Origin of the sequence: Hyphomicrobium sp. 1Nfss2.1 (assembly GCF_965243865.1) — a bacterium.
Classification (GTDB): Bacteria; Pseudomonadota; Alphaproteobacteria; order Rhizobiales; family Hyphomicrobiaceae; genus Hyphomicrobium_A.
Genome location: NZ_OZ251603.1, coordinates 59,411 through 85,549 on the forward strand (window position 1 = coordinate 59,411; position 26,139 = coordinate 85,549).

The window sequence follows — 26,139 nt, forward strand, 5'->3', positions numbered from 1 at the left end:
GCTGCGGTCTCACCCACGTTAGATCAGGCGACGATCTTCTGATTGTATTCGCCGACCTCCGGGAAGCGCGACAGCTCGCGGTCGATGTCGGCGAAGATCGCCTTCATGTTGGCTTCCGACGTCGGGCTTTCGACGACCACCACCAGCTCCGGCTTGTTCGACGAAGCGCGCACCAGCCCCCACGTGCCGTCTTCCAGCGTCACGCGTACGCCGTTGACGGTGACGAGGTCGCGGATCTTTTGCCCGGCGACAGTACCGCCATCTGCGGCCACCTTCTTGTAGTGCTCGACCACCTGGTCGACGACTCCATATTTCTTCTCATCGTCGCAGTGCGGCGACATCGTCGGCGACTGATACGTCTTCGGCAGCTCGCGCTTCAGCTCAGCCATGGTCTTGCCGCCGGCGCGATCGAGCATGTCGCAAACCGCGAGCGCAGCCACGATGCCGTCGTCATAGCCGCGCCCCAGCGGCGGCTGAAAGAAGAAGTGCCCGCTCTTCTCGAAGCCCACCAGCGCCTTCTGCTCGAAGGTGTAGCGCTTCATGTAGGAGTGGCCCGTCTTCCAATAGAGCGCTTTCGCGCCGTTTGCCTTCAGCACCGGATCGGTGAGGAAGAGGCCGGTCGATTTGACGTCGGCGACGAACACCGCGTCCTTGTGCCGTGCCGAGATATCGCGCGCCAGCATCACACCGACAGTGTCGGCGAAAATCTCGTGCCCCTCGTTGTCGACCACGCCGCAGCGGTCGCCATCGCCATCGAACCCGAGACCGACATCGGCGCCGTGCTTCACCACCGCTTCGGCGATGGCGTGCAGCATCTTCATGTCTTCCGGATTTGGATTGTAGCGCGGGAACGTGTAGTCGAGGTTCGTGTCGAGCGGCACCACCTCGCAGCCGACCGCCTCCAGCACCTTCGGAGCGAACGCGCCCGCCGTGCCGTTGCCGCATGCCGCGACGACTTTCAGTTTGCGCTTCAGCGGTGCGCGGTCGGCAAGCGCCTTGATGTAGCGCTCGGCCATATCCGGCACGAAAATCAGCTTGCCGCCGTCAGCCGTCTTGTACGCGCCGGAGAGGACGATCTCCTTCAGGCGGCTCATCTCGTCGGGGCCGAATGTCAGCGGGCGCGCCATGCCCATCTTGATGCCGGTCCAGCCGTTGTCGTTGTGCGAGGCCGTCACCATCGCCACGCCTTCGACATCGAGATCGAACTGAGCGAAGTAGGCCATCGGCGAAAGCGCCAGGCCGATGTCATAGACTTCGCAACCGCCAGCCAGCAGTCCGTTGATCAGCGCCTGTTTCACCGACGCCGAGTACGAGCGGTAGTCGTGTCCTGTCACGAGGCGCTTCGGCACGCCCCGCTCGGCGAACAAGGTCGCCATGCCGAGCCCCACCGCCGTGAGACCCAAGAGATTGATTTCTTGCGGGAACAGCCAGCGCGCGTCGTATTCGCGGAATCCTGTCGGCTTGACGAGGGGGAGACGTTCAAAGTCGTAGGTATTGGGCTTCAAATCAGCGCGCGGCGGCGGCAGCATAGAAAATCTCCTGACGGCCGGATTATTCGGGTGGGTTTAAACGCACGAAGGTGCGCTGTCGATCCCCGGCCGGGCGGCGGCAAAGACGCACGGGATTGTGGCAGAATGCAGCTGCTATTCCTGCAGGACCAGGCGCCCGGACCGCATATCGAACCGGGACAGCCGTGACAGGAAGCTCATGCCCAGCAGGGAGGTCTTGAGGCGGCCACGCTCGGCCACCGCGGCAGGTACGTTGCGCACCGTTATGTCGCCGATGGATACCCTGTCGAGCGTGACCGGCGCCACCCGCGCCACGCCGTTGGCCGTGGATACCGCGCGCGTGAAGTCGGCGTCGTTGAGATAAATACCCGCGGCCTCGGCGTCCTCGTACGACAGCGCCACCATGGTCGCCCCGGTGTCGATCATCACCTCGATGGGGCGGCCATTGATGTCGGCTTCGGTATTGAAATGGCCATTGCGCTCCGCGTCGATCTCGACGACCGAGCCGGAGTTGTTGCTATGTGCCGAGCTGGCTTGCATGCCAGTCGTCTGCATCGCGGCAATCTCATCGCTCGTCGGCAGCCCGAGCATGCGCTCGGCGCCCGTCTTCAGACTTTCGAAGTGCGACAGAGCGGCGACGCCGATAACGGCGACGACGCCCCAGCTCACGGCTTCCCGCAGCAATTGTCTCGTGCCCGGCGTCATGGTCATGCGGAGGGATCGATGCTCTTCTCTAAGGCGCGACCCGCGCCAGATCAGCAGCGCGTATCAGCCCCTTAGCGTCAGATAATCGTTTGCGAACTCATAGGATCGCAAACGCCTTAAAAAACTCATACCAAGCAAGTTTTCCTTAACCGTACCGGGCTTGGCCACCAGCGCATCGACATTGCGCACGATCAGCGGTCCTACGGCCAGCGTGCGTATCCGCGCGGCCGCGGCGTACGTCGTTCCGTTCGCCGTATCGACCGCAACCGTATAGGACAGCTTGCTCAGATCGATGCCCGCGCGTTCGGCATCCGCCGGCTTCAGCACGACCGACGACGCCCCGGTATCCACCATCAGCGTCATCGACTGGCCGTTGACGGATGCGCGCACGGCGAAGTGCCCATCGAGCCGCCGCCGCACTCGCACCGCTGTCTCGCCTTCATCGCCCGTATCGACCGAGACGACCTGGCCCGATGGCACGAGCTCGCCGCCCACACGGCTGACGACGGCAGAAATCTCCTCGCGATAGGAATAGCCGGCAATGAGACTGAAGCCGATCGCCAGCCACACGACGACGTAGCGCAGCGCCTGCATCAGCCGCGTCTGCCCATCGTTGATCAGGCTGACGATATAGAGGCCCGCCAGCAGCAGCCCGGCGACGATGCTCAGGATCTCGCCCGTCCCAAGACCCGAGAACAGGTCAGGATCGGCCCTCAGCAGCAGGAACGCGCCGACGCCCACCAGCAGCGCCAGGACCAGCCACGCTCTCATCGGGCACCACCTAGCCACGCCGCCTTGCGTGCGGGCAACTCATTCATGATCTGGCGCCGTTCGAGGCTTGTCAGCTTCGACCAGCGCGCGATTTCAGGAACCGAGCGCCCGCAACCGCGACAAAGACCGGTCGGCCGGTCGATCTCGCACACGTTGATACAAGGCGTCTCGATATTGGGACGATTTGGAATGTTGCTCACCGGGCGTATTTAGCGCCGGCCAAACGGAAGTACAACGCTTCCCCGTCAGCCGAAGGCGGCCGTATCGCCGTTCTCAATGCGCGCCCGCACCCGAGCGGGGCGGGGAGGGCGCGGCGCCATCCCTTTGAGGCGGTGGGTTTCGTGCCCAAGCGGCTGCAGCGGTCCCATCGACTGCAGCACGCGGTATGCCGGCAAGATGACTTTCGCGGCCGTGCCCTTGCGCAGCTCCGACTGCAGATCGAGATTGCCGCCATGCAGCTCGATGAGGTTCTGCACGATGGCAAGGCCAAGTCCCGCGCCCCCCTCAGCGGTCTGCTGTGCCAGCGTGCCTTGGCCGAAGGCCTGCAGCACCTTCGGGATTTCTTCCTCTGGAATGCCGGGGCCATTGTCGCGCACGGCAAGGAACTGCCCGCCATCGGGCATCTTGCCGACGCTCAGCGTGATGCGTCCGCCCTTCGGCGTGAACTTCAACGCGTTGGACATCAGGTTCAGGCAGATCTGGCGCATCGCCCGTTGATCCGCCCACACGATCGGCAGGTCCGCTTCCGTCTCCTCGACGACTTCGATGCCCTTTCCTTCGGCGCGCAATTTCAACAACCGGTGGCATTCGTCGATCACGTCAGCCAGACGCAGTGGTTCTTCGTGCAGCTCATAGCGGCCGGACTCGATGCGCGTCAGGTCGAGAATTTCGTTGATCAGGTGTAACAGGTGCTTGCCGCTTTCGAGGATGTTCTCCGTGTACTCGCGGTACTTCGGGTTGTTGAGCGGCCCGAACATCTCTTCCTTCATCACCTCGGAGAAACCGAGAATCGCATTCAGCGGCGTGCGCAGCTCGTGGCTCATGGTGGCAAGGAAGCGCGACTTGGCGCTGTTTGCAGCCTCTGCCCGCCGGCGCGCCTCATCGGAAACGGATTTCTGCTCCTCGAGTTCGGCGATCAGCGCATCCTTCTCGGCGCGGTATTCCAGCATCGACAGCACAGTCGAACGCAGCCCGCGCGCCAGGAACGTGAAGTAGAGGTGGATGCCCACCGCCATCGTCGCCAGCGCCAGGTAGAACGAGTTGTCGAGCATCAACAGCCGCCCGACCACGGCCAGCGTCATCGGCACCGTGCCAGCATAGAAGATGGCCGGCAGCGTCGCCGCGAACATCGTGCGTATCGCCAGCACGACAATCAGCGTCGCGAAAATGAAGACGTGCGAAGAGAACACCATGTCCGTTGGCGCACCGAGCGTCTCGCGCACGCCAACCAAGGCAAAGCCGGCGAGGGCAAGGCCGTTGAACAGCTCGAGGAGTACGAACCGGCGCCGCCACATGCGGATGTTGAGCTGCGCCTGCGGCTGATGCAGAAACCGGCGCGCCTGATCGAGCAGCAGCACCTTGGCGACGATCACGGTAACGAGCCACACGATGGCATCCACCGTCGGCGCCCAGAACATGCAGGCGAGAGCAAACAGAGAGTAGAGCACCGGCATCGTGACGGCCGCGCCCAGCTCGTTGCGCGCGAACATCGTCAGCAGTTCGTATTCGAACTCCGGCTTGATCGAGGTCCCGGCTGCGAGCCGCGCACGCCGCTCGGAAAGATCCCTGTAAGCGCGCGCACGGGCGTCATGCCGGCTTCTGCGGCGCACAACATCCTCGGGTATGGCGCTCATCGACATCTGGCTCACGCGGGACGGGGGAAAAGTCGACCGCACCAAGCGGTCTCGAATGTTATTTCTAAATCTCGGCAGAATTTACTAACTAAGTGTTTAGTAATGAATATTTTGCCAACGAGATGCGCGCATTTGTGTGCAAAGCGACATCGAACGCCTCGATCGCTCCATTGCTGGCCGCCCCGGCGGGCATTAGGCTTCCGCGCGATGCACCAATTCCGATCGTCATCACTAAGTGTCGCTGCAACACGAGAGCCGATGCGCGGCCTTCAAAGATTCATGCTGCCGAAGAGGCACTCATGCAGCTGACAGTGGTTGGCTCGGGCGATGCGTTCGGGTCAGGGGGACGCCTGCAGACCAGCTATCACGTGTCGTGGGCAGCCGGCGACTTCCTCATCGACTGCGGCGCGACCACCCTTATCGGCATGCAGAAGCTCGGCCTCGATCCCGATCGCGTCGGCACCATTTTCATTTCGCATCTGCATGGCGACCATTTCGCCGGCCTCGTCTGGTGGCTGCTGCACGCCCACTACGTGACCGGCAGAACCGCCCCGCTCACCATCGTCGGGCCGGCTGGCATCGAGCAGCGTTTTGCCACCGCTGCCGAGGCGCTGTTCCCGAACTCCACGCAGATCGATCGCCGCTTCGAGATGACGTTTTACGAGCACGCGGCCGAGGTGCCAGCCACCTTCGGCGACGTCACGGTGACGCCGTTCGAGGTGCAGCATCCATCCGGAGCCACACCCTATGCGCTGCGCATCGAGTGTGCGGGCAAGGTGATCACATTCTCGGGGGACACCAAGTGGGTCGAGAACCTTCTCCCTGCAGCGAACGGTGCTGATCTCTTCATCGCCGAGTGCTTTGGCTTCCTCACCCCGACTGGCCACCACATGTGCTGGCGCGACATCGAGAGCCACCTCGATCAGTTGGCCGCCAAACGTGTGATGCTCACGCACATGGGACCCGACATGCTCGCCAATCGCGCCGCGGTGCGCGATCAAAGAGTGCTGCTCGCCGAGGATGGGCTGCGCGTGGCCGTATGAGCGAACAATCCTTGCCCATAGAACCGGATTGCAGAAACACCGCTTGACCTGCACAGGAAAAGGCAGTTTATTCCTATTTATTGGAATTTTTGAAACATAATTTCATATGGGCCTCCGATGCTCGACGAAATGGACGTCAAGATTCTGCGCATTCTCCAGGAGGATTGCACCCGGCCGGTCGCGGAGATCGGCAAGGAGGTCGGGCTCTCGACGACCCCGTGCTGGCGCCGCATTCAGAAGCTGGAAGAAGCCGGCGTCATCATGCGCCGCGTCGCCGTGCTCGACGCAGAACGCGTCAACGCCGGCGTCACCGTCATCGTATCCATCAAGACCGATCAGCACAGCCTCGGGTGGCTGGAGCGGTTCCATGCAGCCGTCTCCGACTTCCCCGAGGTGGTCGAATTTTACCGCATGTCCGGCGAGATCGACTATCTGCTGCGCGTCGTCGTTCCCGACATCGGCTCCTACGACATCTTCTACAAAAAGCTCATCTCGCGCATCGAGATCGCCAAGGTGTCCTCGGCGTTTGCCATGGAGCAGATCAAGTACACCACAGCGCTGCCGCTGCAGTTCGCGCGCGCCGGAGAGGACGCAGGTGCCTCCGACGGCGAAGAGAAGCGCAAGCGCCGCTGAACTTTTCAGCGCAGCTCAGCCTGCCTTCGGTGGCGACTTCTTCAGCCGCGCGATCAGGCTGGACGTGTCCCACCTGCCGCCGCCCATGCCCTGCACCTCGGCATAGAAGCTGTCGACGAGGCGCGTGACCGGCAGCTTGGCGCCGTTGCTGCGCGCTTCATCGAGGCAGATCGCCAGATCCTTGCGCATCCAGTCGACGGCGAAGCCGAAGTCGAATTTCCCCTCGTGCATCGTGCGCCAGCGGTTGTCCATCTGCCACGACTGCGCCGCACCTTTGGAGATCGTCTCCATCACCAGGTCGAGGTCGAGCCCCGACGCTTCGGCAAACGCAATCGCTTCCGACAGGCCCTGCAGCAGACCGGCAATCGCGATCTGATTGACCATCTTGGTGAGCTGCCCTGCGCCGGACGGGCCGATGAGGTTCACCGCGCGCGCATACGAAGAGATGAGCGGCTTGGCCCGCTCGAATGGCTCAGCTTCGCCGCCCACCATCACAGTCAGCGCGCCGTTCTCGGCACCTGCCTGGCCGCCCGACACAGGCCCATCGAGAAAGGCGATTCCGCGGTCTCCCGCCGCTGCATGAAGCTCGCGCGCCACCGCCGCCGAGGCCGTGGTGTGATCGATGAATACGGAGCCGGCCCCCATGCCGCGGAATGCACCATCGGGGCCGGTCGTCACTTGGCGCAGATCATCATCATTGCCGACACACGAGAAGACGAAGTCCGCCGAGAGCGCCGCTGAGGCCGGCGTCGGCGCGCTGCGTCCGCCATACGTCTCCACCCACGCCTGCGCCTTTGCCGGGTTGCGATTGTAAACGGTGACGTCATGCCCGCCCTTCTTGAGAAGGTGTCCGGCCATGGGAAATCCCATGACCCCAAGCCCGATCCAGGCAACCCTTGCCATCGCAAGTCTCCACTGTGTTCGACGTGCAGGGCTCTAGCATCGCTGCCGGCCGCCAGCACTTGGAAAAAATCGGCCCCGGCGTCCGATCGGACCCGAGGCCAAGGGATCATGCTTTTGTGGGGAGTCGTGTGCGTGTGCGATCAGCTCGTCCGCGAGGTACGAGCAAACTTTAACAGCGAAGATATCGTCGTGCTCGCCTTCAGCGACGCCTGCGCGGTGTCGGTGTTCTTTGCACTGGTGAGAGAAACCGCCAGCAACAGCGCAGTCACCAGGAAAAGGATCAGCGCACCCGTACGCGCCCACGCCCAGTGAGCGCCGTACTGCGATTTGACTGTCTGAAGATCCATGTTCGAGCCCTCGGGGGGTGAGAGTCTGCGATCGAGTTGAGGGTTTTGTAACCGATAACGCCTCGTTAGTCTAACTCGATCTCAGTCCGATGGCTAACGCAAGGCTTTGAGTTTTAACGAAGTATTTACTATTGCGGCGCGCGCGGCGCTATTCAGCGCAATTGCTGCCGCGAACCTGCGACAGCGTCCGTTTCAGGCTGATGGCTTCGGCATCGATGCAAAGCTCGATCAGCACCGGAACCTCGGAAACGAGGGCTCGCTTCAGCGCGGGCAGGAACTCCGGCGTGCTTTCAACGCGCACAGCCTGGGCGCCATAGCTGCGAGCCAGCGCCACGAAATCCGGGTTCACGAGTGTCGTCGCCACGACCCTTCCGGGAAAGCGGCTCTCCTGGTGCATGCGGATCGTGCCGTACATGCCGTTGTTGGCGACGATAACCACGATCGGCAACGCGTACTGCACCGCGGTTGCCAACTCCTGCACCGTCATCTGCAAGCAGCCGTCCCCGGCGAGTGCAATCACCGGGCGATCGGGATGCTGCAGCTTGGCGGCGATCGCCGCCGGCAGCCCATACCCCATCGACCCCGACGTTGGTGCGAGCTGCGTCGGCCAGCCCTTGTAACGGAAGTAGCGGTGAACGAACGCAGCGTAGTTGCCCGCACCGTTGGTAACGATCGCCTCGTCCGGCAACTCGCGCGACAGCGTGGTGATCACCTGCTCGAGCCGCACGCTGCCGACTGTCGCCAGCGGTTTCAGCGACCGCTCATAGCTCGCGCGCAGGTCACGCCGCAGTCTCGCCCACCGGCGCTTCACCGGCGGCTTCATGCGTGCCAACGCTTTGGCCATCGCCTCCGGCGCCGCGATGATCGGCATATCCGCGCGGTAAAGGCGGCCGATCTCGGTCGGCGAGCGGTGCGCGTGGATCAGGAACTGGCTCGGCCGCGGCGTCTCGATCAACGAGTAGTCCGCCGTTGTGATGTCGCCCGGCGCCTCGCCGATCACCAGCAGCACGTCCGCACCGCGGATCGCCGAGGCAAGTTTGGGATCCATGTCGATGCCCGCATGGCCCGCATAGCACGGGTGCCGGTTGTCGAAGTGATCCTGACGCCGGAACGCCGTCGCCACCGGCATGTCGAACGCCGCCGCGAACTTGGCAATGTCGTTGGCCGTTGCCGCGCTCCATCCACCTCCGCCCAGCAACACGAGCGGCCGCTCGGCCACCTCCAGCTTGGCCTTGAGCTTCGTCATCTCGCTGGATGATGGAACGGGCGCCGCGGGCCGCGGCGAACCCGCAACTGGCGCCGAGATACCTGCGGCCGATAGCACATCGGTCGGCAGCCCGAGTATCGCGGGCCCATGCCGGCCCGAGGTCGCCGCCTGAAAGGCACGAGCGACATATTCGGGAATGCGCTCGGGCTGGCGCACGACGCCGACCCAGTTGGCCACGCCGCCGAACATTGCCTGAAGATCGATCTCCTGGAACGCCCCGCGTCCCTCGTGCTCGCGCTCGATCAGGCCCACGAGTAGCACCATGGGGGTCGCATCCTGGTGTGCGACATAGACCCCGCTGGCGGCATTGGTGACGCCCGGCGCCCGCGTCACGAAGGCGACGCCCGGCTGCCCCGTCAGCTTGCCCGTCGCTTCGGCCATCATCGCCGCGCCGCCCTCGTGGCGGCACACCACGGTGCGGATCGCGCTCTCGTCGAACAGCGCATCGAGGGCCACGATGAAGCTCTCGCCCGGCACCGTGAAAAGCGTGCGGCAGCCCTCAGCGACGAGCTGGTCGATTAAGATCTTGCCCCCTGTACGCATTAAAGACAGTTCACCGCGGCGTGCCATTCGCTGAATTTGAGCTGTTTTAGGCGGGCTTCAACGCTGCAGGACAGCCCTAACCGCCGGTTGGGTTACGATTGTAGCCCGATCGGGGAGCCCTTTGCGAACGCACATGGATCACCGCGCGGCCATGCCGCTCGTCGTGGACTGCGTTTACAACTTTGGAACCCCCGTGCAGCTTGGCGGTTGGCCTTTTGCACCCCTGTCATAAGAAAGGTCTTTACAGGGGGGGAGGGGGCCCCTAAATGCACCCCTCTTCGTTTTTGGCGGTCTCTGCTTTTTCTGGCAATTGCTCGTGTGCGCCCACGGGCGGTGGAGGTCCTATGCGATGGAGAAGCTCTCCTCAGCGACTGCACTGATCGACAAGTGCCGGCCCGAGCGGCCGGTGCGAGGGCTTCGGCCGCGCGCGGCCGGCCGTGCAGCGCGATGGTTCATCGACAAATTCCCCGGGGACGTGGCCTACGCCTACAAGGCCAATAGCTCGGTCTTCCTCATCGGAGCGCTCTACGGCGCCGGCATCCGTCACTTCGACGTCGCATCTCTGCCTGAGATCGAGGACGCGGCGACGATCCCCGACGCACACCTGCACTTCATGCATCCGGTGAAGTCTCGCCACGCCATCCGCCGCGCCTATGACCTCGGCGTGCGCTCGTTCTCGCTCGACAGCGAAGATGAGCTGAACAAGATCATCGCCTGCACCGATGGCGCCCGCGACCTGATCCTCTGGGTCCGCGTTGCCGTGCCGGCCATCAACAGCCGTATCCCGCTGGAGCGCAAGTTCGGCATCACCGGCGCCGACGCCGCGCGTCTCCTCGTCAAGACACGCCAGGCTGCGGCCGAGCTGGGCATCACCTTTCACGTCGGCTCGCAGACATCAACGCCCGACGCTTACGTCACCGCGCTGGGCGAGGTGCACCGCCTCATCGTCAAGGCCGGCGTCATGATCGACCGGCTCGACGTGGGCGGCGGCTTCCCCTCGCGCTACCCGGACACCGATCCCGCGCCCTTGCAGGACTTCATGGATGTCATCTCCGCTGGCGTCGAGACTCTGCCCGTGAAGGAGAACGTCAAGCTGATGTGCGAGCCCGGCCGCGCGCTTGTCGCCGAGGCCGAGAGCCTGATCGTGCGCGTCGATGCCCGCCGCGGCAACAGCCTCTACATCAACGACGGCTCCTACGGGATGCTGTTCGACGCCGCGCACCTCGGCTTCATCTTCCCCACGCGCCTCATCTCGCGCAGCGTCGATGCGTCGGACCCGCTCGTGCCCTTCCAGTTCTGGGGGCCGACGTGCGACTCCATCGATTACATGAAGGGCCCGTTCCTGTTGCCCGACTCGATCCGCGAGGGCGACTACATCGAGATCGGCAACATGGGCGCCTACGCGCGTGCCATCGCCGGCCGCTTCAACGGCTATGGCGAATACGACGAGGTCATCCTCCTCGATCCGCCGATGCTCACCATGTACGGCGAGGAAGCCGCCGAGGCATCGACGGCCGCCCGCCGCTGAGGTCGCCGGGGCGACCTCGCCAATCCGTAAGGTTGGCGAGGATTGCCTGCGGCATCCGTCCGCACCAGATCAAACATTGCCCGCTCTCAAGGGGACAGGTGTCGCGAGCGGCACCAACCAGGGAGTGAAACAACTATGAACAGGGCAATGATGGTCGGCCTCTGCGCCGGCGCCGGCATGATGTTCCAGTGCGTGGTCTCAACTTCGGCGTCCGCCGAGTATCTCGGCTATGGCAACGGCGATCCGGGAAACTGGGACTACAACACCGAGCAGGCGGGCGGACCGTGCAACCTTCCAGGCCAGACAGCGATCGATGCGCAAACTGGCCAGCCGAAGTGCTGTTCTCAATATAATCCCATGAGCCTGTGCCCGCTGGCGCGCTCCGAACCGCGCTACTACCGCCATCCGCGCCGTATGGGCGGCTCACCCAACTAGGTCTGAGAGGCATCTGTCGAAACGCTGTCGGTGCGCGGGCTCTGCGGCCTGCGCCCGATCGCCGCTTCGCAGCTTATCGAATGATCCAAGTCATCTGGAGGAGGATCCATTTACGGCGGATTAGCACCCGCATGGAATGACATCCTATCGAACGGCGGCTTGGCAGCGTTCAATTGCTGCAAGCTGCTCCATGAAGAATGGCATCGGGGGACGGCCGTGAAGAGCACGCGCGCAGTTGGGATCGACGACAGACTGAGCTTCATGGGCATCGATAAGCGCACCCGAGCCCTGCTGCGCGATCTGCAACCGGTTATCTCCGCGCACATCGGCAGCGCACTCGATGTCTTCTACGATAAGGCATCACGCGTCCCCGCAACGAGCAGCCACTTCACCGATACGGCGCACATGGCAGCCGCCAAGAACCGCCAGATCGAGCACTGGCGGTCGATTGCGTCGGCCGAATTCGGTAACGAGTACGCCGAAAAGGTGCGTGCCATCGGCCGCACGCACGCCCGGCTCGGCCTCGAGCCGCGCTGGTACATCGGCGGATATGCGCTGATCACCGAGCAGCTCATCGCAGCCGTGGTGGACGACCAGTGGCCCACGCTCATGCGGCTGTCCAAGTCCAACGCCAAGGGCATGGCCGAAGCATTGGCGACCCTCGTCAAAGCCGTCATGCTCGACATGGACCTGGCGATTTCCACCTACCTCGAAGCGCTCGACGAGCAGCGCGCGATCGCCGAGCAGGCTCGCCTCGAAGCCGAGAAGAACCAGACAGCAGCACTCGCAGCCTTGGCCGAGGGGTTGCACCGCCTCGCTGCCGGCGACCTCACCACCCGGATTGAAGCGTCCCTCGCGCCCGAGTTCTCGGCCATCAAGGAGAACTTCGATTCGACGGTCGCACGCCTGCAGCAGGCGATGTCGAGCATCCGCCTCGACGCCCAGGTAATCGAGTCGGGCACGCAGGAGATCTCCGCCGCCGCCGACGATCTTTCCTCGCGCACCGAGCGCCAAGCCGCCAGCCTCGAGGAGACTGCCGCGGCGCTCGAGCAGATTACCGCCACCGTCAAGAACGCAGCCCAAGGCGCCGCTCACGCGCGCGATGTCGTCGCCAACGCCAAGGGCGATGCTGAGCGCGGTGGCTCCGTTGCCCGCGCCGCCATCGAGGCCATGGGCTCGATTGACAAGTCGTCCGGTCAGATCGCCGACATCATCGGCGTCATCGACGAGATCGCCTTCCAGACCAACCTGCTCGCCCTCAACGCCGGTGTCGAAGCCGCGCGCGCAGGTGAAGCCGGCCGCGGTTTCGCCGTCGTCGCCTCGGAGGTCCGCGCGCTCGCGCAGCGTTCGGTCGACGCCGCCAAGCAAATCAAAACGCTCATCGGAACTTCGACCGCCCAGGTGAAGGAGGGCGTCGACCTCGTCTCGCAGACGGGGCAAGCGTTCGAGCGCATCGTCGGCCAGGTGGCAGATCTCAACGCCGTCGTCGGCAACATCGCCAACGGCGCCGTGCAGCAGGTCGAAGCCTTGCAGGAGGTGAACGGCGCCGTCAGCGAGATCGACCGCGTCACCCAGCAGAACGCCGCCATGGCTGAGGAGGCGACCGCGGCGAGCCATGCGCTGGCGCAGAAAACCACCGACCTCAATCGCTTGCTCGATACCTTCGAGGTGGAAAAGGCGAGGGCGCCGTCGCGCACCCCCGTGCGTCCCCGCGCAGCCTGAATCTTGCGCTCAGAAGTCTGGGTTTGCACCCGAGCCGAGTCACGCGAGCAGTTCTGCAAGCTGCGGCTCTGTTGTCCCGCATTCCCGAATCGGGCTAGGCAACCAGCGAAGACTCTGCCGTCAGAAGCCCGTGCTGCCTGGCGCGAATCACTGTATCTGAGCCCCCTTCGTATTGGCGGCGGGGGCTGCATGGCGGGAAAAGGGAAGAAGCGGGGCGACGACACGCGTCAGGAGTTGATGCCCTTTATAGATCGAATTAGCCAAGCCTCGAGGGCGCCTTCTGAGGTTGAGCCCCCGCAGAGCTTTGCCCCAGACCCACTTCCGCCGAAGCCTTCTCATCCTGCAGCGCAGGTGGTTCGAGGCCCGAAGCGTCCTTGGCTTCCAGGCATAATTATCTCGGGCGCTTTGTCATTGGCGTCCCTAATGACCTACGCATTCGTACATTGGGGCCCAGAGATGCTTCGCCACGTCGCGACGCATCTCGCCGTTCAACTGACGGACCACTGGGTATGGGGGGACAGGGAGCAAAGCAACGACATGGAGACGGGCTCTATTCCTGAGCGCAATGGCTGGATGCCTCTCATTGAGCGAGAGCCGGAAGCAACCGAGCCCCGGGACGCTCAAGAGCTGTATGAGCGGATGAACCCGACGTTGCCAACTCGGGGCCGTAGTGCCGCTCCGCAGAAGTGATTTGAAGAAAACGCCGCAACCGTCTGGATTATATGGTGGGCGGTATAGGGATTGAACCTATGACCCCACGCGTGTGAAGCGTGTGCTCTACCGCTGAGCTAACCGCCCGCCGTGCCGGAATATGAAATGTGACCGGGGCGTCCTTATGCGAGCGCCCTTTCCCCCTGTCAAGGTGCCCCGCTCACGGCAGCAGCGCGAACGAATGCGCAATCTTTGAGAACTCGGCGGCGACCTGCGGCTTGTCCCGCGGAGTAGCGATCCCGATCAGACGATAATAGCCGCCGTCTTTGCCCAGCAGCATCGCCTGATAGAGATACAGCGGCGTGCCGTGCTCTTCGTCGGCCGCCTCACCTTCCAGCTCGATGCCGTCGAGCCCGCCGATGGTGATGGAGCGCGGCTCGCCGATGTTGAAGTCCTTATAGCCGGGCATGCTGGCAAGCAGCGCTGTCGCCAGCTTGGCCGGGTCCGCCACCGGACGCTTGTCGAGCGAAGGCGCGACCATGAACGCCGATCGCGTCTCGCCGGTGCGATCAGGATCGAGGCGCCCATCGAGCGTATAGACCTTGCTCGTGCCGACCAGCGTTCCCGCTTCCTTGAAGGGCCCGAGATAGGTGAGTGAAAACAGGTTGCGCACCGCCGGCTTCTCGGTGGTCTTGGCCGTCGCCAGCACGTGCTCGATGGCTTCCGGCTTCACGCTGCCGTCGTCGAGCGACAGCGTCGGTACGTTGACCGACACCAGCACCGTCTGATCGGCCGTCTGGAACAGCACGAAATATTTGGCGTACGTCCCCGCCTCCGACTTCTGCCGCGCACGCATGTAGATGTGCTTGTCGGTGCGGTCGAGCGAGCCCTTCTCGACGTGGGTGATGCCGCGCTTGGCGAGATCGTCCGGCGTAAATCCCTGCGCCATCTTGTCGTACTCTGCGACCGGAGCCTCCAAGATGACGTACGAAACGCCCGTCGCGTCGTTCTGGAACCCCGAGAACAGCGGCGATGGCGTGTAGCCGGCAGGAAGGTCGAGCACCACTCGGCTATTGGGCGCCTGCTGCGGGGTCGCCAAGGCCGGCGCCACCACTGCAAAGGCGAACAGGATCGCCGCCACCAGGGCGGCCCCGCCCGATTGCCTCGGCCGGCGCGCCAGAGTTGTGATCATCGAAGGCAGCGCAATCGGCAGCGGCATGAGGGGTGTCCAGGCGGATATGACGAGGCCGGCGAAAGGAGCCGGTTCTTACGGCCATATTGGGGCACAGGGCGTTGCATAGAAGCCTCGCCCACGGCTCTTCACAGTCAGCGCCGCAAATGCAACGATCCCGCCGCATCCGCCGATTCCGTGAGCGGCGTTGCCAACTTGCCCGGGACAACTGAGCACCGGCGCCGTAAACCAAGCCCGAATGATGCGCCGTTGGGGGAACTATGGAAACCGACAAGGACGAGCCGCGCCGATCGTTCCTATTCTCGTTCGGCCTGGACCGCATCGGCCTCATAGCGCTCAAAGCGCCGCTCGTTTCGCTTGGCGTCATTATACTCATGACGATCCTCGCCGGCATTGGCCTGTCGCGCCTGCAGGTTGATGATTCTCTGTCCGAGCTTTTCCGGACCGACACCGAGGAGTTCCGTCGCTACGAGGAGATCGACCGCCGCTTCCCCTCGAGCGAGTTCGACGTTCTCGTCGTCGTCGAAGGAAAGGATCTTCTCAAGCACAAGGAACTCGAGACCTTCGCTGGCCTGACCACTGAGCTGCAGCTGGTCGACGGTGTCGCTGGGCTCGTCTCCATGCTGTCAGCGCGCGACAAGCCTGACGCCAACGGCTACGCGCCACCTCTGGTGCCCGATGAATTGCCGGCCGCCGGTCCCGCGTACGACGCGATGCTGGCCGCGCTCAAGTCGAACGATATCGTCAAAGGCAAGTTCCTCTCCGACGATGGCGAGCTTGCACTGATTGTCATCGCGCTCGATCGCAAGACCGTGCACGAGAAGAGCGCGCGCACCGTCATCGGCGAGATCAATGCCGTGGTCGAGACTGAGCTTGCTGACAGCGGGCTAACCGCCAAGCTGACCGGCGCGCCGGTGATGCAGCTGGAAATCCGCAACGCCGTCGAGCGCGACCGTCTCGTCTACAACGGCCTCGGGTTCGTTGTCGGCATGGGCATCGCCTATATGTTCTTCAGGCGACTATCGCTCACCATCATTGCCGTTCTCGGACCCGCCATTGCCATTTTCTGGACCCTCGGCGTTCTCGGCGCGCTCGATTTCCGCTTGAACCTCTTCATCAACGTCATCACGCCGTTGATCCTGGTGTCCGGCTTCTCGGATTCGATGCACCTCGTGATGTCGATCCGGCGCGATATCCTTTCCGGCATGGGGCGCATCGAGGCCGCCCGCAACGCCGTTCTCGACGTGGCCCCTGCCTGTCTTTTGACGGCAATGAACCAGGCGATTTCCATCGTCTCATTCGCCTTCGCAGACTCGGCCCTGATCCGCACCTTCGGCTTCGCCGCGCTGATGGCGGTCGGCATCTCTTACACCGCAGTTGCCGTCGTGGTCCCGACGCTTGCCGCTTTGCTCGTTCGTCGCGAGAAGGCGTCCGCCGTGGACCCGCACATACAGGAGCAGGGCGGCGTCGGCAGGCTGCAGAAGATCACCGATGCGATCGTCCGCACCGTTGCTGCAAATGCCCCGGTCTTCTTTACCCTGGCGCTTATCGCCACCGTGCTGTGCGGCATCGCCTACAGCCAGTTGAAGCCGCATTATCGCCTGGCCGACCAGGTGCCCGACAAGGAGCAGGCGCTCGCCGCCACGGGGCGCCTCGATTCCAAGCTCACCGGCGCCAACCCGATGCACGTGATGATCCGCTGGACCGGCAACCAGTCGCTCTACGATCCCGAAACGCTGCAGGCCATCGCCCAGGCCCACGACGTCCTCGAAAAGCGTGCAGGACTCGGCAACGTTTGGTCGCTCGAAAGCTTGCGCCGCTGGCTGGCCGCCGCCGGCGACGACAGCATCGAGAACGTCAAGCACTACGTCGGCATCCTGCCCGAGCATCTCGTGCGTCGCTTCATTGCCGAGGATGGCAAGGCCGTGCTCGTCACGGCGCGTCTCCCCGACGTCGACGCCAGCGAGATCCTGCCCGTCGTCGACAACCTCGACAAAGAGCTGGAGCCAATCCGCAAGGCCAACCCGGGCTATGAGATATCGGTAACCGGGCTTCCGGCCATCGCTGCCCGCAATTCGGCAAAGCTGATCTGGGACCTCAACTGGGGTCTCGTCGGCGACATGTTCATCATCTTCATCTTCCTCGGCATCGCGCTGCGTTCGGTGCTGGTGGGTGTCGCCAGCATCATGCCCTCGCTGTTTCCGATCTTCGCCACCGGCGCGATCCTGTGGGTGACGGGAGAGGGACTGCAGTTCGCATCTATCGTGGCGATCACGGTTGCGTTCTCGCTCGCCATCGACTCCACCATCCACTTCCTCAATCGCTTCCGCCTGGAAGAGGAAAGGGTCGGCGCCACGCAGGAGACCACCTATGCCGCTCTGATGCGCGCAGCCCACCACATCGGGCCGCCGGTGGTGCTCACCACCATCGTGCTGGCGCTGGGCCTCGGCGTGACGATGTTGTCTCACCTGCCGTCGCTGCGCCTCTTCGGCGAGCTGGCGGGCGTCTGCCTCTTCGCATCGCTGATCGGGCAGCTCGTCATTCTGCCGTCGGTGCTGATGGTCGGCCGCAGGCTTTTGCCACGCCGCGCAAAGCCATCCGCCGACGAGGCCGTGCAGAAGGAAGCGCTGGAAACCTAGGCAGGGGCTGAGCTATCGGCTCCCCCCTCATCCGGAGATGATCTCTCGATCACCTCCGACCTCTCCCAACTGGGAGAGGTTAAGTGCCGTCGTTTGGCAATGACTTGCCTCTCCCCGGTGGGGAGAGGCACGAAGCGAATGTAAATGAGCTTCGGGTGAGGGGACATTCGACGTTGATCGCGAAGGCCCTAAGCCGCGGGTACAAGTCTTGCGATGGCTGGCTCCAGCTCGCGGTAATGGTCGATGACGACGTCTGGCTCGTAGGCGGACACGGGAGTTTCGGTATAGCCGAAGCTGACGCCGATCACCGGCACGCCCGCAGCCTTCGCCGTCGCAACGTCGACGCCGCTGTCACCGATCATGATGGCGCGCCGCTTGTCGCCGCCCACCAGAGAAATTGTGCCGAGCAGCGCGTCCGGGTGCGGCTTCGACGCGCTCAGCGTATCGCGTCCTGCAACCGCATCGAAGTAGCGCGACAGATCGAGCGCATCGAGCAAGAGCCGCGACATGCCTTCCATCTTGTTGGTGCACACAGCGAGCTTCACGCCCTCCGTCTTGAACTTCTCCAAGAGGGGAACGATGCCCTCGAACGGCCGGCTCGCATCGGCGATGTGCGCCCCGTAATAGCCGAGGTAGAGCGCCAGCAAGTCGGCGTGCTGCGCCTCCGACAAATCATCTCCCAGCGGGCCGATCGCCTTCTCGATCATGTGCTTGGCTCCATGCCCGACGTAGGGGCGCAGGCTCGTCTCATCGACCCGCGGAAGGCCCAGATGATCGAGAACGTGGTTCGTCGACGCCACGAGATCGGGCGCCGTGTCGACGAGCGTGCCGTCGAGGTCGAACACCAGGGTTAAATCGCTCATGAGCCCCCAAATCGAACCGTAAAGTGGTCGCAGTCGCGCCGGACGCAGCGCCGCGGTGAGGGTTATGTACCTTGAAACGATGGGGGGCGCATCTTAGACAAATGCTGCCAGCGCCCCTTTAGTCCGGTGATCGCCATGGAAAAAAGCCTCAACACGCTGCTCAGGACGCAAGCCTACATCGATGGAGCTTGGGTCGGAGAGCCGCGCACGCCCGTCTTCGACAAGGCGACCGGAGAGGAAATCGCCCGCGTTCCCGCGCTTGGCGCCGCCGAGACCAACGCCGCCATCGAGGCCGCACACCGCGCGTTTCCCGCCTGGTCGAAGCTGCTCGCCAAGGAGCGCTCCAAGATCATCCGCCGCTGGTACGACCTGATCGTCGAGCACGCCGACGAACTGGCGCTGCTGCTCACCAAGGAGCAGGGCAAGCCGCTTCCCGAAGCGCGCGGCGAGATCATCTATGGCGCCAACTTCGTCGAGCTGTTCGCCGAGGAGGCAAAGCGCGTCTATGGCGAAACCATCCCGACCCATAAGGCCGATGCCCGCGTCATCGTCATGCGCCAGCCCATCGGCGTCGTCGGCGCCATCACGCCGTGGAATTTCCCTTCGGCCATGATCACCCGCAAGGTGTCGCCCGCGCTCGCCGCCGGCTGCACGGTCGTTGTGAAGCCGGCCGAGGATACGCCACTTTCCGCACTTGCCCTGGCCGAGCTGGCGCAGCGTGCCGGCATCCCCAAGGGCGTCTTCAACGTCGTCACCGCCAAGGACCCTGTCCCGGTCGGCCGTGCGCTGACCGAGAGCCCGCTCGTGCGCATGATCACGTTCACCGGCTCGACAGAGGTCGGAAAGATCCTCATGGAGCAGGCCGCGCGCACCGTGAAGCGTGTCGGCATGGAACTCGGCGGCAACGCGCCGTTCATCGTCTTCGACGATGCCGATATCGATCGCGCCGTGGCCGGTGCACTCGCGTCCAAGTTCCGCAACGCCGGCCAGACCTGCGTCTGCGCCAACCGCGTCCTCGTCCAGGACGGCGTCTATGATGCCTTCGCCGAAAAGCTCACCGCGGCGGTGAAGCAGCTGAAGGTCGGTCCCGGCACCGAGCAGGGCGTCACTGTCGGCCCGCTCATCAACAAGGCGGCGCTGGAGAAGGTCGAGGAGCACGTCGCCGATGCACTGTCGCATGGCGCCAAGGCGGTGACCGGCGGCAAGCCGTCGCCGCTGGGCGGCAACTTCTACGAGCCGACCGTGCTGACCGGCGTCACCACCGAGATGAAAGTCTCGCGTGAGGAAACCTTCGGCCCTGTCGCGCCGCTGTTCCGCTTCCACACCGAGGAAGAGGCCATCCGCATGGCCAACGACACCCCGTTCGGCCTCGCCGCCTACTTCTTCACCCGCGACCTTGGCCGCTGCTGGCGCGTCGCTGAAGCGCTGGAGTACGGCATCGTCGGCGTCAACGAGGGCATCACCTCCACCGAGATCGCCCCCTTCGGAGGCTGGAAGGAAAGCGGCATCGGCCGCGAGGGCTCGCACCACGGCATCGAGGAATTTCTCGAGATGAAATACACGCTGATGGGCGGGCTCTAAAAGGCCGCTCCGCTATCTCGCTCTTGCGTCCGGCTCGTGGTGCGCGTAACGCAGCGCATCACGGCGGCAAGTTGCGGGAAGAGCGATGACCCAAGACGCACTGAAAGTGGCAGCGGCAGAGCGCGCGCTGACCTTCGTCGAGCCCGGCATGCGGCTCGGGCTCGGTACCGGCTCGACGACGGCGAAGTTCGTCGACGCGCTGGGCCGCAAGGTAGCGGCAGGGCTCGACGTCCTTTGCGTCGCGACCTCCGAGGCGACGCAGATGCAGGCGGAGAAGCTCGGCATCCGCATGTCGAACCTCGACGAAACCCCCTTCCTCGATCTCACCGTCGATGGCGCCGATGAACTCGACGGCGAGCTGCGCCTGATCAAGGGCGGCGGCGGCGCCCTGCTGCGCGAGAAGATCGTCGCCACCGCCTCCGGCCGCATGATCGTCATCGCCGACGCCTCCAAGAAGGTCGATACGCTGGGCGCGTTCCCGCTGCCCCTCGAAGTCGTCACGTTTGGCCTCACTGCAACGCGCAACATGATCTCCGCGCTTGCCGCCGACGTCGGCTGCGAAGGCGATATCAAGGTGCGCATGCTTTCGGACGGCAGCCCCTTCCGCACCGACAGCGGCAACCTCATCCTCGATTGCCACTTCGGCCGGATCGAAGACCCCGAAGAGCTCGACGAGGCGCTGAAGCTCGTTCCCGGTGTCATCGAGAACGGCCTTTTCATCGGCATCGCCGACTTGGCGATCATCGCCGCGCCGGACGGCGTCCTGCTCATCGGCGCCGAGGACGACGACATTCTCTGAATAAAGCGGCCAAGGGAATTTCCCATGCTTGGATGTTCTGCCCTGCGCACTATTGCCTGCATTGCCGTTCTGCTGATCGCCTCGCTGGCGCACGCCGAGGATGTCGCCGCCCCCGATCCCGCGCGCATGGCCGCCGCCAAAGAGCTGATGGCCGTCACCGGTATGACCAAGCAGATGGACGGCATGATCGCCGTGATGGCCGAGGGCTTCCGCAAAGGCGCGCAAGATAGAGCAGGCTCAGCCGCCGCCGATGCGCTCGGCAGCGAATTCGACAAGCACATGCAGCGGATGATGTCATACCGCGAGCAGATGCTGGAAGAGTTTGCCGACATCTACGCGCAGCGCTTCACCGTCAATGAGTTGCAGGCGGTGATCGACTTTTACAAATCGCCCACCGGCCAGAAGTTCATCGCCGCCACGCCCGAGCTGATGCAGGCCGGCGCCCAGATCGGCATCAAGTACAGCCAGAAGGCCCTTCAAGGGCCCGCATCTGGCGAGAAATGAGGCCCGACCGAACGGCGCGAGCACTGTCATGAGCAAATACGACTACGACCTGTTCGTCATCGGCGCCGGCTCGGGCGGCGTACGCGCCGCACGCATCGCCGCCGGTTATGGCGCCAAGGCCGCCATTGCCGAGGAGTATCGCATCGGCGGCACCTGCGTCATCCGCGGTTGTGTGCCCAAGAAGCTTCTCGTCTACGCCAGCCGCTTTGCCGACGACTTCGCGGACGCGACCGGTTTCGGCTGGACCGTCGGCGAAACGCACTTCGATTGGTCAGCGCTCATCGCCGCCAAGGACAAAGAGCTGTCGCGCCTCGAAGCCGCCTACCGCGCCAACCTCGACAAGTCGGGCGTCGAAATCATCCCCGAGCGCGCCACCGTCGAAGGCCCCAACGCGGTGAAGCTGTCCCGCTCCGGCAAGACAGTCACCGCCGGAAAAATCCTCATCGCCACCGGCGGCACGCCCTGGATGGGCGACGACATCCCCGGCCGAGAGCACGTCATCACCTCGAACGAAGCGTTCGAACTTCCCGCACTCCCCAAGAGCATCATCGTTGCCGGCGGCGGCTACATCGCGGTCGAGTTCGCCGGCATCTTCGCCAATCTCGGCGTCGACACGACGCTCGTCTATCGCGGCGACAAGATCCTGCGCGGCTTCGACGAAGACCTGCGCGACCGCCTCACCGAAGCCTACCTGAAGCGCGGCATCGACATCGTCACCGGCCACATCTTCGACCGCATCGACAAGACCGGCACCGGGCTTGCCGGACACCTCACCAGCGGCGCCACGCTCGAAGCCGAGAAGATCATGTTCGCCATCGGCCGCACGCCGAACACCATGGGGCTCGGTCTACAGCAGGCCGGCGTCGAGCTGGGCTGGAATGGCCACGTCGTCGTCGACGAATATTCGAAGTCGTCAGTGGACAGCATCTTTGCCGTCGGCGACGTCAGAGGCCGCGCCGCGCTGACCCCGATCGCGATCCGCGAGGGCCACGCCTTCGCCGACACCGAATTCGGCGGCAAGCCGCGCATGATCGAGCACACGTTCATTCCGACAGCGGTGTTCTCCACGCCGGAGCTGGCGAGCATCGGCTTGCCCGAGCATGAAGCGCAGGAGCGCTGCACCAGGCTCGACGTCTACAAGGCTTCCTTCCGCCCCATGCGCGCGACGCTTTCCGGCCGCGACGAGCACGCCTTCATGAAGCTGCTCGTCGATGGCGACAGCGGCAAGGTCATCGGCTGCCACGTGCTGGGCGAAGGCGCTGCAGAGATTGTTCAAATGGCAACCGTCGCGATCCGCCTCGGCGCCACCAAGGCCGACTTCGACGCAACGATGGCCCTACATCCGACCATGGCCGAAGAGCTGGTGACGATGCGCGAAAAGTGGATCGCCCCAACCGAAGCCGCCGGCTGAGCCGTCGAGCCGATTGTATCGGGGCCGGCGCCCCTCACCCGCGGCTCATGCTCGACCGAGCATGGCGCGTGACCTCTCCCCGCCGGGACGAGGTGATGACAAAAGCCACCTAACCTCTCCCACAGGGAGAGGTCGGATGTGATCGCAAGATCGCATCCGGGTGAGGGGTTACTCCAAAGTATCTTACGCGCGGGCCTTCGTTGCCCTCACGACGGCACCGCCCAGATGCCCGCTCTCGATCGCCGCCAGCAAACCAGCGTACCGCCCGTGCACGTGCTCGTAGGCATCGGCGCCGGCTAGCGCTTCAATTGCCGCGCGCTTCTCCGCGACCCGCTCGACGAGCGCTGCATACCACCGGCGATACTCGGCACTGATGTCGGCGACGGATTGCAGCCGCCAGCCGCCGTCGCGCAACAGCCCCTCGACCCGGTCGATCTTCAGTGGATGCGGCAGGAATGGACGCCCCGCGTCCAAGACCGGCGCCTGCGCATAGCCGCCAAGGTCCACATAATCGAACACCATCAGATCGGCACCGGACTTGGCTCTCCCCGCCAGCGCGCGCAACGCGCCGGCCTGATCGGCGATTGCGTAGAGCACGTTGAACATCACGACCGCATCAAAGCCATCGCCCACGTGCGCGCCGACATCATGGATATCGCAGCACATGAACGCGCCGTCCGGAAAAGCATCCCGCGCGTAATCGATCGACTTCGGCTCGAGATCGACGCCGGTCACGCGGCCCCAGCCGTGCCGCTGCATGTAGGACGCCGTCCCGCCGCGACCGCACCCGGCATCCAGCAGCCGCCGCGACGCATCCTTCGCCAGGCCCGCCAGCGCCAGCTCTATGGCTTCCTCCTCGCCCGCATGCGCGTAGTCCCCATCGCGCACCAGCGCGAGGATCTGCTTGCCGAGGTAGGAATTCATTGCAAAGGCTTGGGCCATCTCGTCGGTCCGGTTGCCGGGGAAGGCCTGAGCAATGCCTCTCCGACCGCCCCCCGTCAATGGACGCCGCGTGACCGGATCAGCCCGTCTCAGTTGAAAGAAGCCGGTGTGGATGCTAGGTCGCCAGCCTTCTAAGGAGACGGCAGGCATGGATCGGCTCAAGGACAAAATCGCGCTCGTCACCGGCTCGGCGGCCGGTATCGGGCTCGCCACCGCGCAGCTCTTCGCGGCAGAGGGCGCGCACGTCTACATCACCGACGTCGCTGGCGACGCAGCCGAAAAAGCCGCCGCCGAACTCACCGCCAAGGGGCTCAAGGCCTCCGCCATGACCGTCGATGTCTCACGCGGCCAGGACGTCACCGCGCTGATGCGCGCCATCGAGCAACAGCACAAGAAGCTGGATGTCGTCGTCAACAACGCGGGCATCAACGTGCGCACCGACTTCCGCAACATGTCGGACGCCGATTGGGTCCGCCTGCGCGAGGTAAACCTCGACGGCATGATCCGCATCGCGCGCGATGCCTTCCCGCTTCTCAAGGCCTCGGGCCGCGGCTCGCTTATCAACCTCGCGTCGATCATGGGCCACCGCGGCATGCGCACGCTTGCCGCATACGGCGCCACCAAGGGCGCCATGTCGGCACTTACCCGCGGCCTCGCTGTCGAATATGCGCCCTTCGGCATCCGCGTGAACGCGCTCGCGCCGGGCTTCATCGAGACCGCGTTGACCGAGCGGGTGCTGCGCATCGAAGCTTTCTCTAAGGCGCTGCTCGACCGCACGCCGATGCGCCGCTTCGGCACGTCGGAGGATGTCGCCAACGCCGCGCTGTTCTTCGCCTCCGATGAAAGCGGCTACATCACCGGCGCCGAACTCGCCATCGACGGCGGCATGCAAGCCGCCCTCTAATCCCCTCTCCCCGCGTGCGGGGAGAGGGCCAGGGTGAGGGGCAGCTTCAAATCGCAGCGCCTCCACCGATCAACGAGCCAGGAAGCTAGGGTTCGGCCCTCAAGTCCCCGCCACGGTCTCCGCGATCAGCATGTCGACGACGCCGATCAGCGCATCATCGACGCTCGCACCGTCCGCGAGCAGCTTCTCATAACGCGCCACCTGCCGGTCGGCGCTCGTGCCGCCGGTTGCGATGTTGAGCGCGTGCTTCACCTCGCGCTCGCAGCCGAGGACCGCCGCATCTTCCGCGATGAGATCGATCAACTCGTCGACCAGCACCGCGAACGGCACCAGCGTGCCCTTGCCGAAATCGAACAGGTTCTCGCGCACGCCATAGCGCTGCGCCCGCCAGCGGTTCTCCTCGATCAGGAACGCGGGATACGATCGCCACTTCTGGTTCGACAGCCGCAGCCGCCACAGCATGCGCAGCGTGCAGGCATAGAGCGCCGCAATCGAGATGGCATCGTCGATCCGCGTGCAGATGTCGGTGACGCGCATCTCCAGCGTCGGGAAGCGGCCGGATGGGCGCAAGTCCCACCAGATCTTCGTCGAGTCCTCGATCACCCCGTTGCGCGTCAGCACGTCGACCGTGCGCTGATACTCGGAAAAGCTCTCGAAGCGCTGCGGCAGCCCGGTGCGCGGCAGTTCGTGGAACACCGCCAGCCGATAGCTCTTCAGCCCCGTATCTTCGCCCTGCCAGAACGGGGATGAGGTGGACAGCATCAAGAGATGGGGCAGGAAGTATCGCACTTGGTTCATCAGGTCGATGCGCAGGTCCTCGTCCTCGATTGCAACGTGGACGTGCATGCCGCAGATGGCCAGCCGCCGCCCGATGCCGCCGAAGTCCTTGGCCAGCGACTGGTAACGGGCCTTTGGCGTGGTCTCGAGGCTGGAGCGGTCGGCAAACGGGTGCGTTGATGCAGCAATAGGCGCCATGGCGAAGGTGCCCGCGATTTCGGCAATCGTCCGCCTGAGGCCGCCAAGCTCCGCCCGCGCCGCCTTGAAGTCCCGGTTGACGCCCGTCCCCACCTCGATCTGCGAGCGGAAAAACTCCGGCGCCACCTGCTTGCCGAGCGCATCCTCGCAAGCCTTCATCAGGGCCGCTGGCGCCGCGGCAAACCCCCGGCTTTCGAGGTCGACGAGGTGGTATTCCTCTTCGATACCGAAGGTGAAAGACGGCTCCTTGATCCCCATCGGCGTGGCCCTTGCGTCTATGCAACCCTATGGCGTCGGGAAGGCTGGCTTAAACCGTCTGCCCAGGACCGCTGGCCATGCTGGCCGAGGTAGCTTATATGCTGCGACAAATGGCATAATGCTCTTAAATCGATGCGCTTGCGTTACCCGCCGGGCCAATTC

At 64.2% G+C, this 26,139-nt stretch carries 23 protein-coding genes and 1 tRNA gene; 11 read left to right on the forward strand and 13 right to left on the reverse strand.

Annotation, left to right across the window (positions count from 1 at the left end; all coding sequences use genetic code 11):
- Positions 1-23: 23 nt before the first annotated feature.
- The 5 genes from ACP15D_RS00255 to ACP15D_RS00275 form a co-directional block, all read right to left on the reverse strand.
- Positions 24-1,529, reverse strand: a complete 1,506-nt coding sequence (locus tag ACP15D_RS00255; RefSeq protein WP_424955576.1) for a phosphomannomutase/phosphoglucomutase — start codon at positions 1,527-1,529, stop codon at positions 24-26.
- Positions 1,530-1,643: 114 nt separating this feature from the next.
- Positions 1,644-2,219: a TIGR02281 family clan AA aspartic protease gene (locus ACP15D_RS00260; RefSeq protein ID WP_424955577.1), complete on the reverse strand. Its 576-nt coding sequence runs from the start codon at positions 2,217-2,219 to the stop codon at positions 1,644-1,646.
- Positions 2,220-2,276: 57 nt separating this feature from the next.
- Complete coding sequence (locus ACP15D_RS00265) at positions 2,277-2,984, reverse strand: retropepsin-like aspartic protease family protein (RefSeq protein WP_424955578.1); 708 nt, start codon at positions 2,982-2,984, stop codon at positions 2,277-2,279.
- Positions 2,981-3,184: a DUF1289 domain-containing protein gene (locus tag ACP15D_RS00270; RefSeq protein WP_424955579.1), complete on the reverse strand. Its 204-nt coding sequence runs from the start codon at positions 3,182-3,184 to the stop codon at positions 2,981-2,983. Before ACP15D_RS00270 ends, ACP15D_RS00265 begins: the two co-directional genes overlap by 4 nt.
- A 45-nt stretch (positions 3,185-3,229) precedes the next feature.
- Entirely contained in the window at positions 3,230-4,837 is a 1,608-nt protein-coding gene (locus tag ACP15D_RS00275) for a sensor histidine kinase (RefSeq protein WP_424955580.1), read from the reverse strand.
- 299 nt (positions 4,838-5,136) lie between these two features.
- Here ACP15D_RS00275 and ACP15D_RS00280 point away from each other — a divergent pair, with 299 nt between their 5' ends.
- The gene (locus tag ACP15D_RS00280; RefSeq protein WP_424955581.1) at positions 5,137-5,880 is read left to right on the forward strand and encodes an MBL fold metallo-hydrolase; all 744 of its coding nucleotides are present in this window, start codon (positions 5,137-5,139) and stop codon (positions 5,878-5,880) included.
- A 117-nt stretch (positions 5,881-5,997) separates the two neighbouring features.
- Positions 5,998-6,513: an Lrp/AsnC family transcriptional regulator gene (locus ACP15D_RS00285; RefSeq protein WP_424955582.1), complete on the forward strand. Its 516-nt coding sequence runs from the start codon at positions 5,998-6,000 to the stop codon at positions 6,511-6,513.
- Positions 6,514-6,528: 15 nt separating this feature from the next.
- Here ACP15D_RS00285 and ACP15D_RS00290 read toward each other — a convergent pair whose 3' ends face one another.
- The 3 genes from ACP15D_RS00290 to ACP15D_RS00300 all read right to left on the reverse strand — a co-directional run bounded on the left by ACP15D_RS00290 (position 6,529) and on the right by ACP15D_RS00300 (position 9,573).
- On the reverse strand, positions 6,529-7,416 hold the full coding sequence (locus ACP15D_RS00290; RefSeq protein WP_424955583.1) for an NAD(P)-dependent oxidoreductase: 888 nt from the start codon (positions 7,414-7,416) through the stop codon (positions 6,529-6,531).
- Between the two features lie 140 nt (positions 7,417-7,556).
- The gene (locus ACP15D_RS00295) at positions 7,557-7,763 is read right to left on the reverse strand and encodes a hypothetical protein (RefSeq protein WP_424955584.1); all 207 of its coding nucleotides are present in this window, start codon (positions 7,761-7,763) and stop codon (positions 7,557-7,559) included.
- A 148-nt stretch (positions 7,764-7,911) separates the two neighbouring features.
- Positions 7,912-9,573, reverse strand: a complete 1,662-nt coding sequence (locus tag ACP15D_RS00300) for a thiamine pyrophosphate-binding protein (RefSeq protein WP_424955585.1) — start codon at positions 9,571-9,573, stop codon at positions 7,912-7,914.
- 349 nt (positions 9,574-9,922) lie between these two features.
- On the opposite strand from ACP15D_RS00300, the gene ACP15D_RS00305 reads away from it, so the two are divergent.
- The 3 genes from ACP15D_RS00305 (at position 9,923) to ACP15D_RS00315 (ending at position 13,258) form a co-directional block, all read left to right on the forward strand.
- Positions 9,923-11,101, forward strand: a complete 1,179-nt coding sequence (locus ACP15D_RS00305) for a type III PLP-dependent enzyme (protein ID WP_424955586.1) — start codon at positions 9,923-9,925, stop codon at positions 11,099-11,101.
- A gap of 135 nt (positions 11,102-11,236) precedes the next feature.
- Entirely contained in the window at positions 11,237-11,536 is a 300-nt protein-coding gene (locus tag ACP15D_RS00310) for a hypothetical protein (RefSeq protein WP_424955587.1), read from the forward strand.
- 216 nt (positions 11,537-11,752) lie between these two features.
- On the forward strand, positions 11,753-13,258 hold the full coding sequence (locus ACP15D_RS00315) for a methyl-accepting chemotaxis protein (RefSeq protein WP_424955588.1): 1,506 nt from the start codon (positions 11,753-11,755) through the stop codon (positions 13,256-13,258).
- Between the two features lie 723 nt (positions 13,259-13,981).
- Here the strand turns inward: ACP15D_RS00315 and ACP15D_RS00320 are convergent.
- Positions 13,982-14,056: transfer RNA gene (locus ACP15D_RS00320), tRNA-Val, on the reverse strand.
- 73 nt (positions 14,057-14,129) lie between these two features.
- Positions 14,130-15,128 (reverse strand): hypothetical protein, encoded by a 999-nt coding sequence (locus ACP15D_RS00325; RefSeq protein ID WP_424955589.1) that lies wholly within the window; start codon positions 15,126-15,128, stop codon positions 14,130-14,132.
- 233 nt (positions 15,129-15,361) lie between these two features.
- Between ACP15D_RS00325 and ACP15D_RS00330 the strand changes: the two genes are divergently transcribed.
- The gene (locus ACP15D_RS00330; RefSeq protein ID WP_424955590.1) at positions 15,362-17,740 is read left to right on the forward strand and encodes an efflux RND transporter permease subunit; all 2,379 of its coding nucleotides are present in this window, start codon (positions 15,362-15,364) and stop codon (positions 17,738-17,740) included.
- Between the two features lie 188 nt (positions 17,741-17,928).
- Here ACP15D_RS00330 and gph read toward each other — a convergent pair whose 3' ends face one another.
- A complete protein-coding gene (gph, locus tag ACP15D_RS00335) occupies positions 17,929-18,603 on the reverse strand; it encodes a phosphoglycolate phosphatase (RefSeq protein WP_424955591.1) in 675 nt (224 codons plus the stop codon).
- A 135-nt stretch (positions 18,604-18,738) separates the two neighbouring features.
- Between gph and ACP15D_RS00340 the strand changes: the two genes are divergently transcribed.
- From ACP15D_RS00340 to gor, 4 genes are all read left to right on the forward strand, one after another.
- Entirely contained in the window at positions 18,739-20,184 is a 1,446-nt protein-coding gene (locus ACP15D_RS00340) for an NAD-dependent succinate-semialdehyde dehydrogenase (RefSeq protein ID WP_424955592.1), read from the forward strand.
- An 85-nt stretch (positions 20,185-20,269) separates the two neighbouring features.
- On the forward strand, positions 20,270-20,983 hold the full coding sequence (rpiA, locus tag ACP15D_RS00345) for a ribose-5-phosphate isomerase RpiA (protein ID WP_424955593.1): 714 nt from the start codon (positions 20,270-20,272) through the stop codon (positions 20,981-20,983).
- Positions 20,984-21,007: 24 nt separating this feature from the next.
- Positions 21,008-21,487, forward strand: coding sequence for a DUF2059 domain-containing protein (locus ACP15D_RS00350; protein ID WP_424955594.1), 480 nt, complete (start codon positions 21,008-21,010; stop codon positions 21,485-21,487).
- A gap of 28 nt (positions 21,488-21,515) precedes the next feature.
- Entirely contained in the window at positions 21,516-22,898 is a 1,383-nt protein-coding gene (gene gor / locus ACP15D_RS00355) for a glutathione-disulfide reductase (protein ID WP_424955595.1), read from the forward strand.
- A gap of 183 nt (positions 22,899-23,081) precedes the next feature.
- On the opposite strand, the gene ACP15D_RS00360 is transcribed toward gor, so the two are convergent.
- Positions 23,082-23,840: a class I SAM-dependent methyltransferase gene (locus ACP15D_RS00360; RefSeq protein WP_424955596.1), complete on the reverse strand. Its 759-nt coding sequence runs from the start codon at positions 23,838-23,840 to the stop codon at positions 23,082-23,084.
- 148 nt (positions 23,841-23,988) lie between these two features.
- Here ACP15D_RS00360 and ACP15D_RS00365 point away from each other — a divergent pair, with 148 nt between their 5' ends.
- The gene (locus ACP15D_RS00365) at positions 23,989-24,744 is read left to right on the forward strand and encodes an SDR family NAD(P)-dependent oxidoreductase (protein ID WP_424955597.1); all 756 of its coding nucleotides are present in this window, start codon (positions 23,989-23,991) and stop codon (positions 24,742-24,744) included.
- 99 nt (positions 24,745-24,843) lie between these two features.
- On the opposite strand, the gene ACP15D_RS00370 is transcribed toward ACP15D_RS00365, so the two are convergent.
- Positions 24,844-25,977 (reverse strand): carboxylate-amine ligase, encoded by a 1,134-nt coding sequence (locus ACP15D_RS00370; protein WP_424955598.1) that lies wholly within the window; start codon positions 25,975-25,977, stop codon positions 24,844-24,846.
- Positions 25,978-26,139 lie beyond the last annotated feature (162 nt).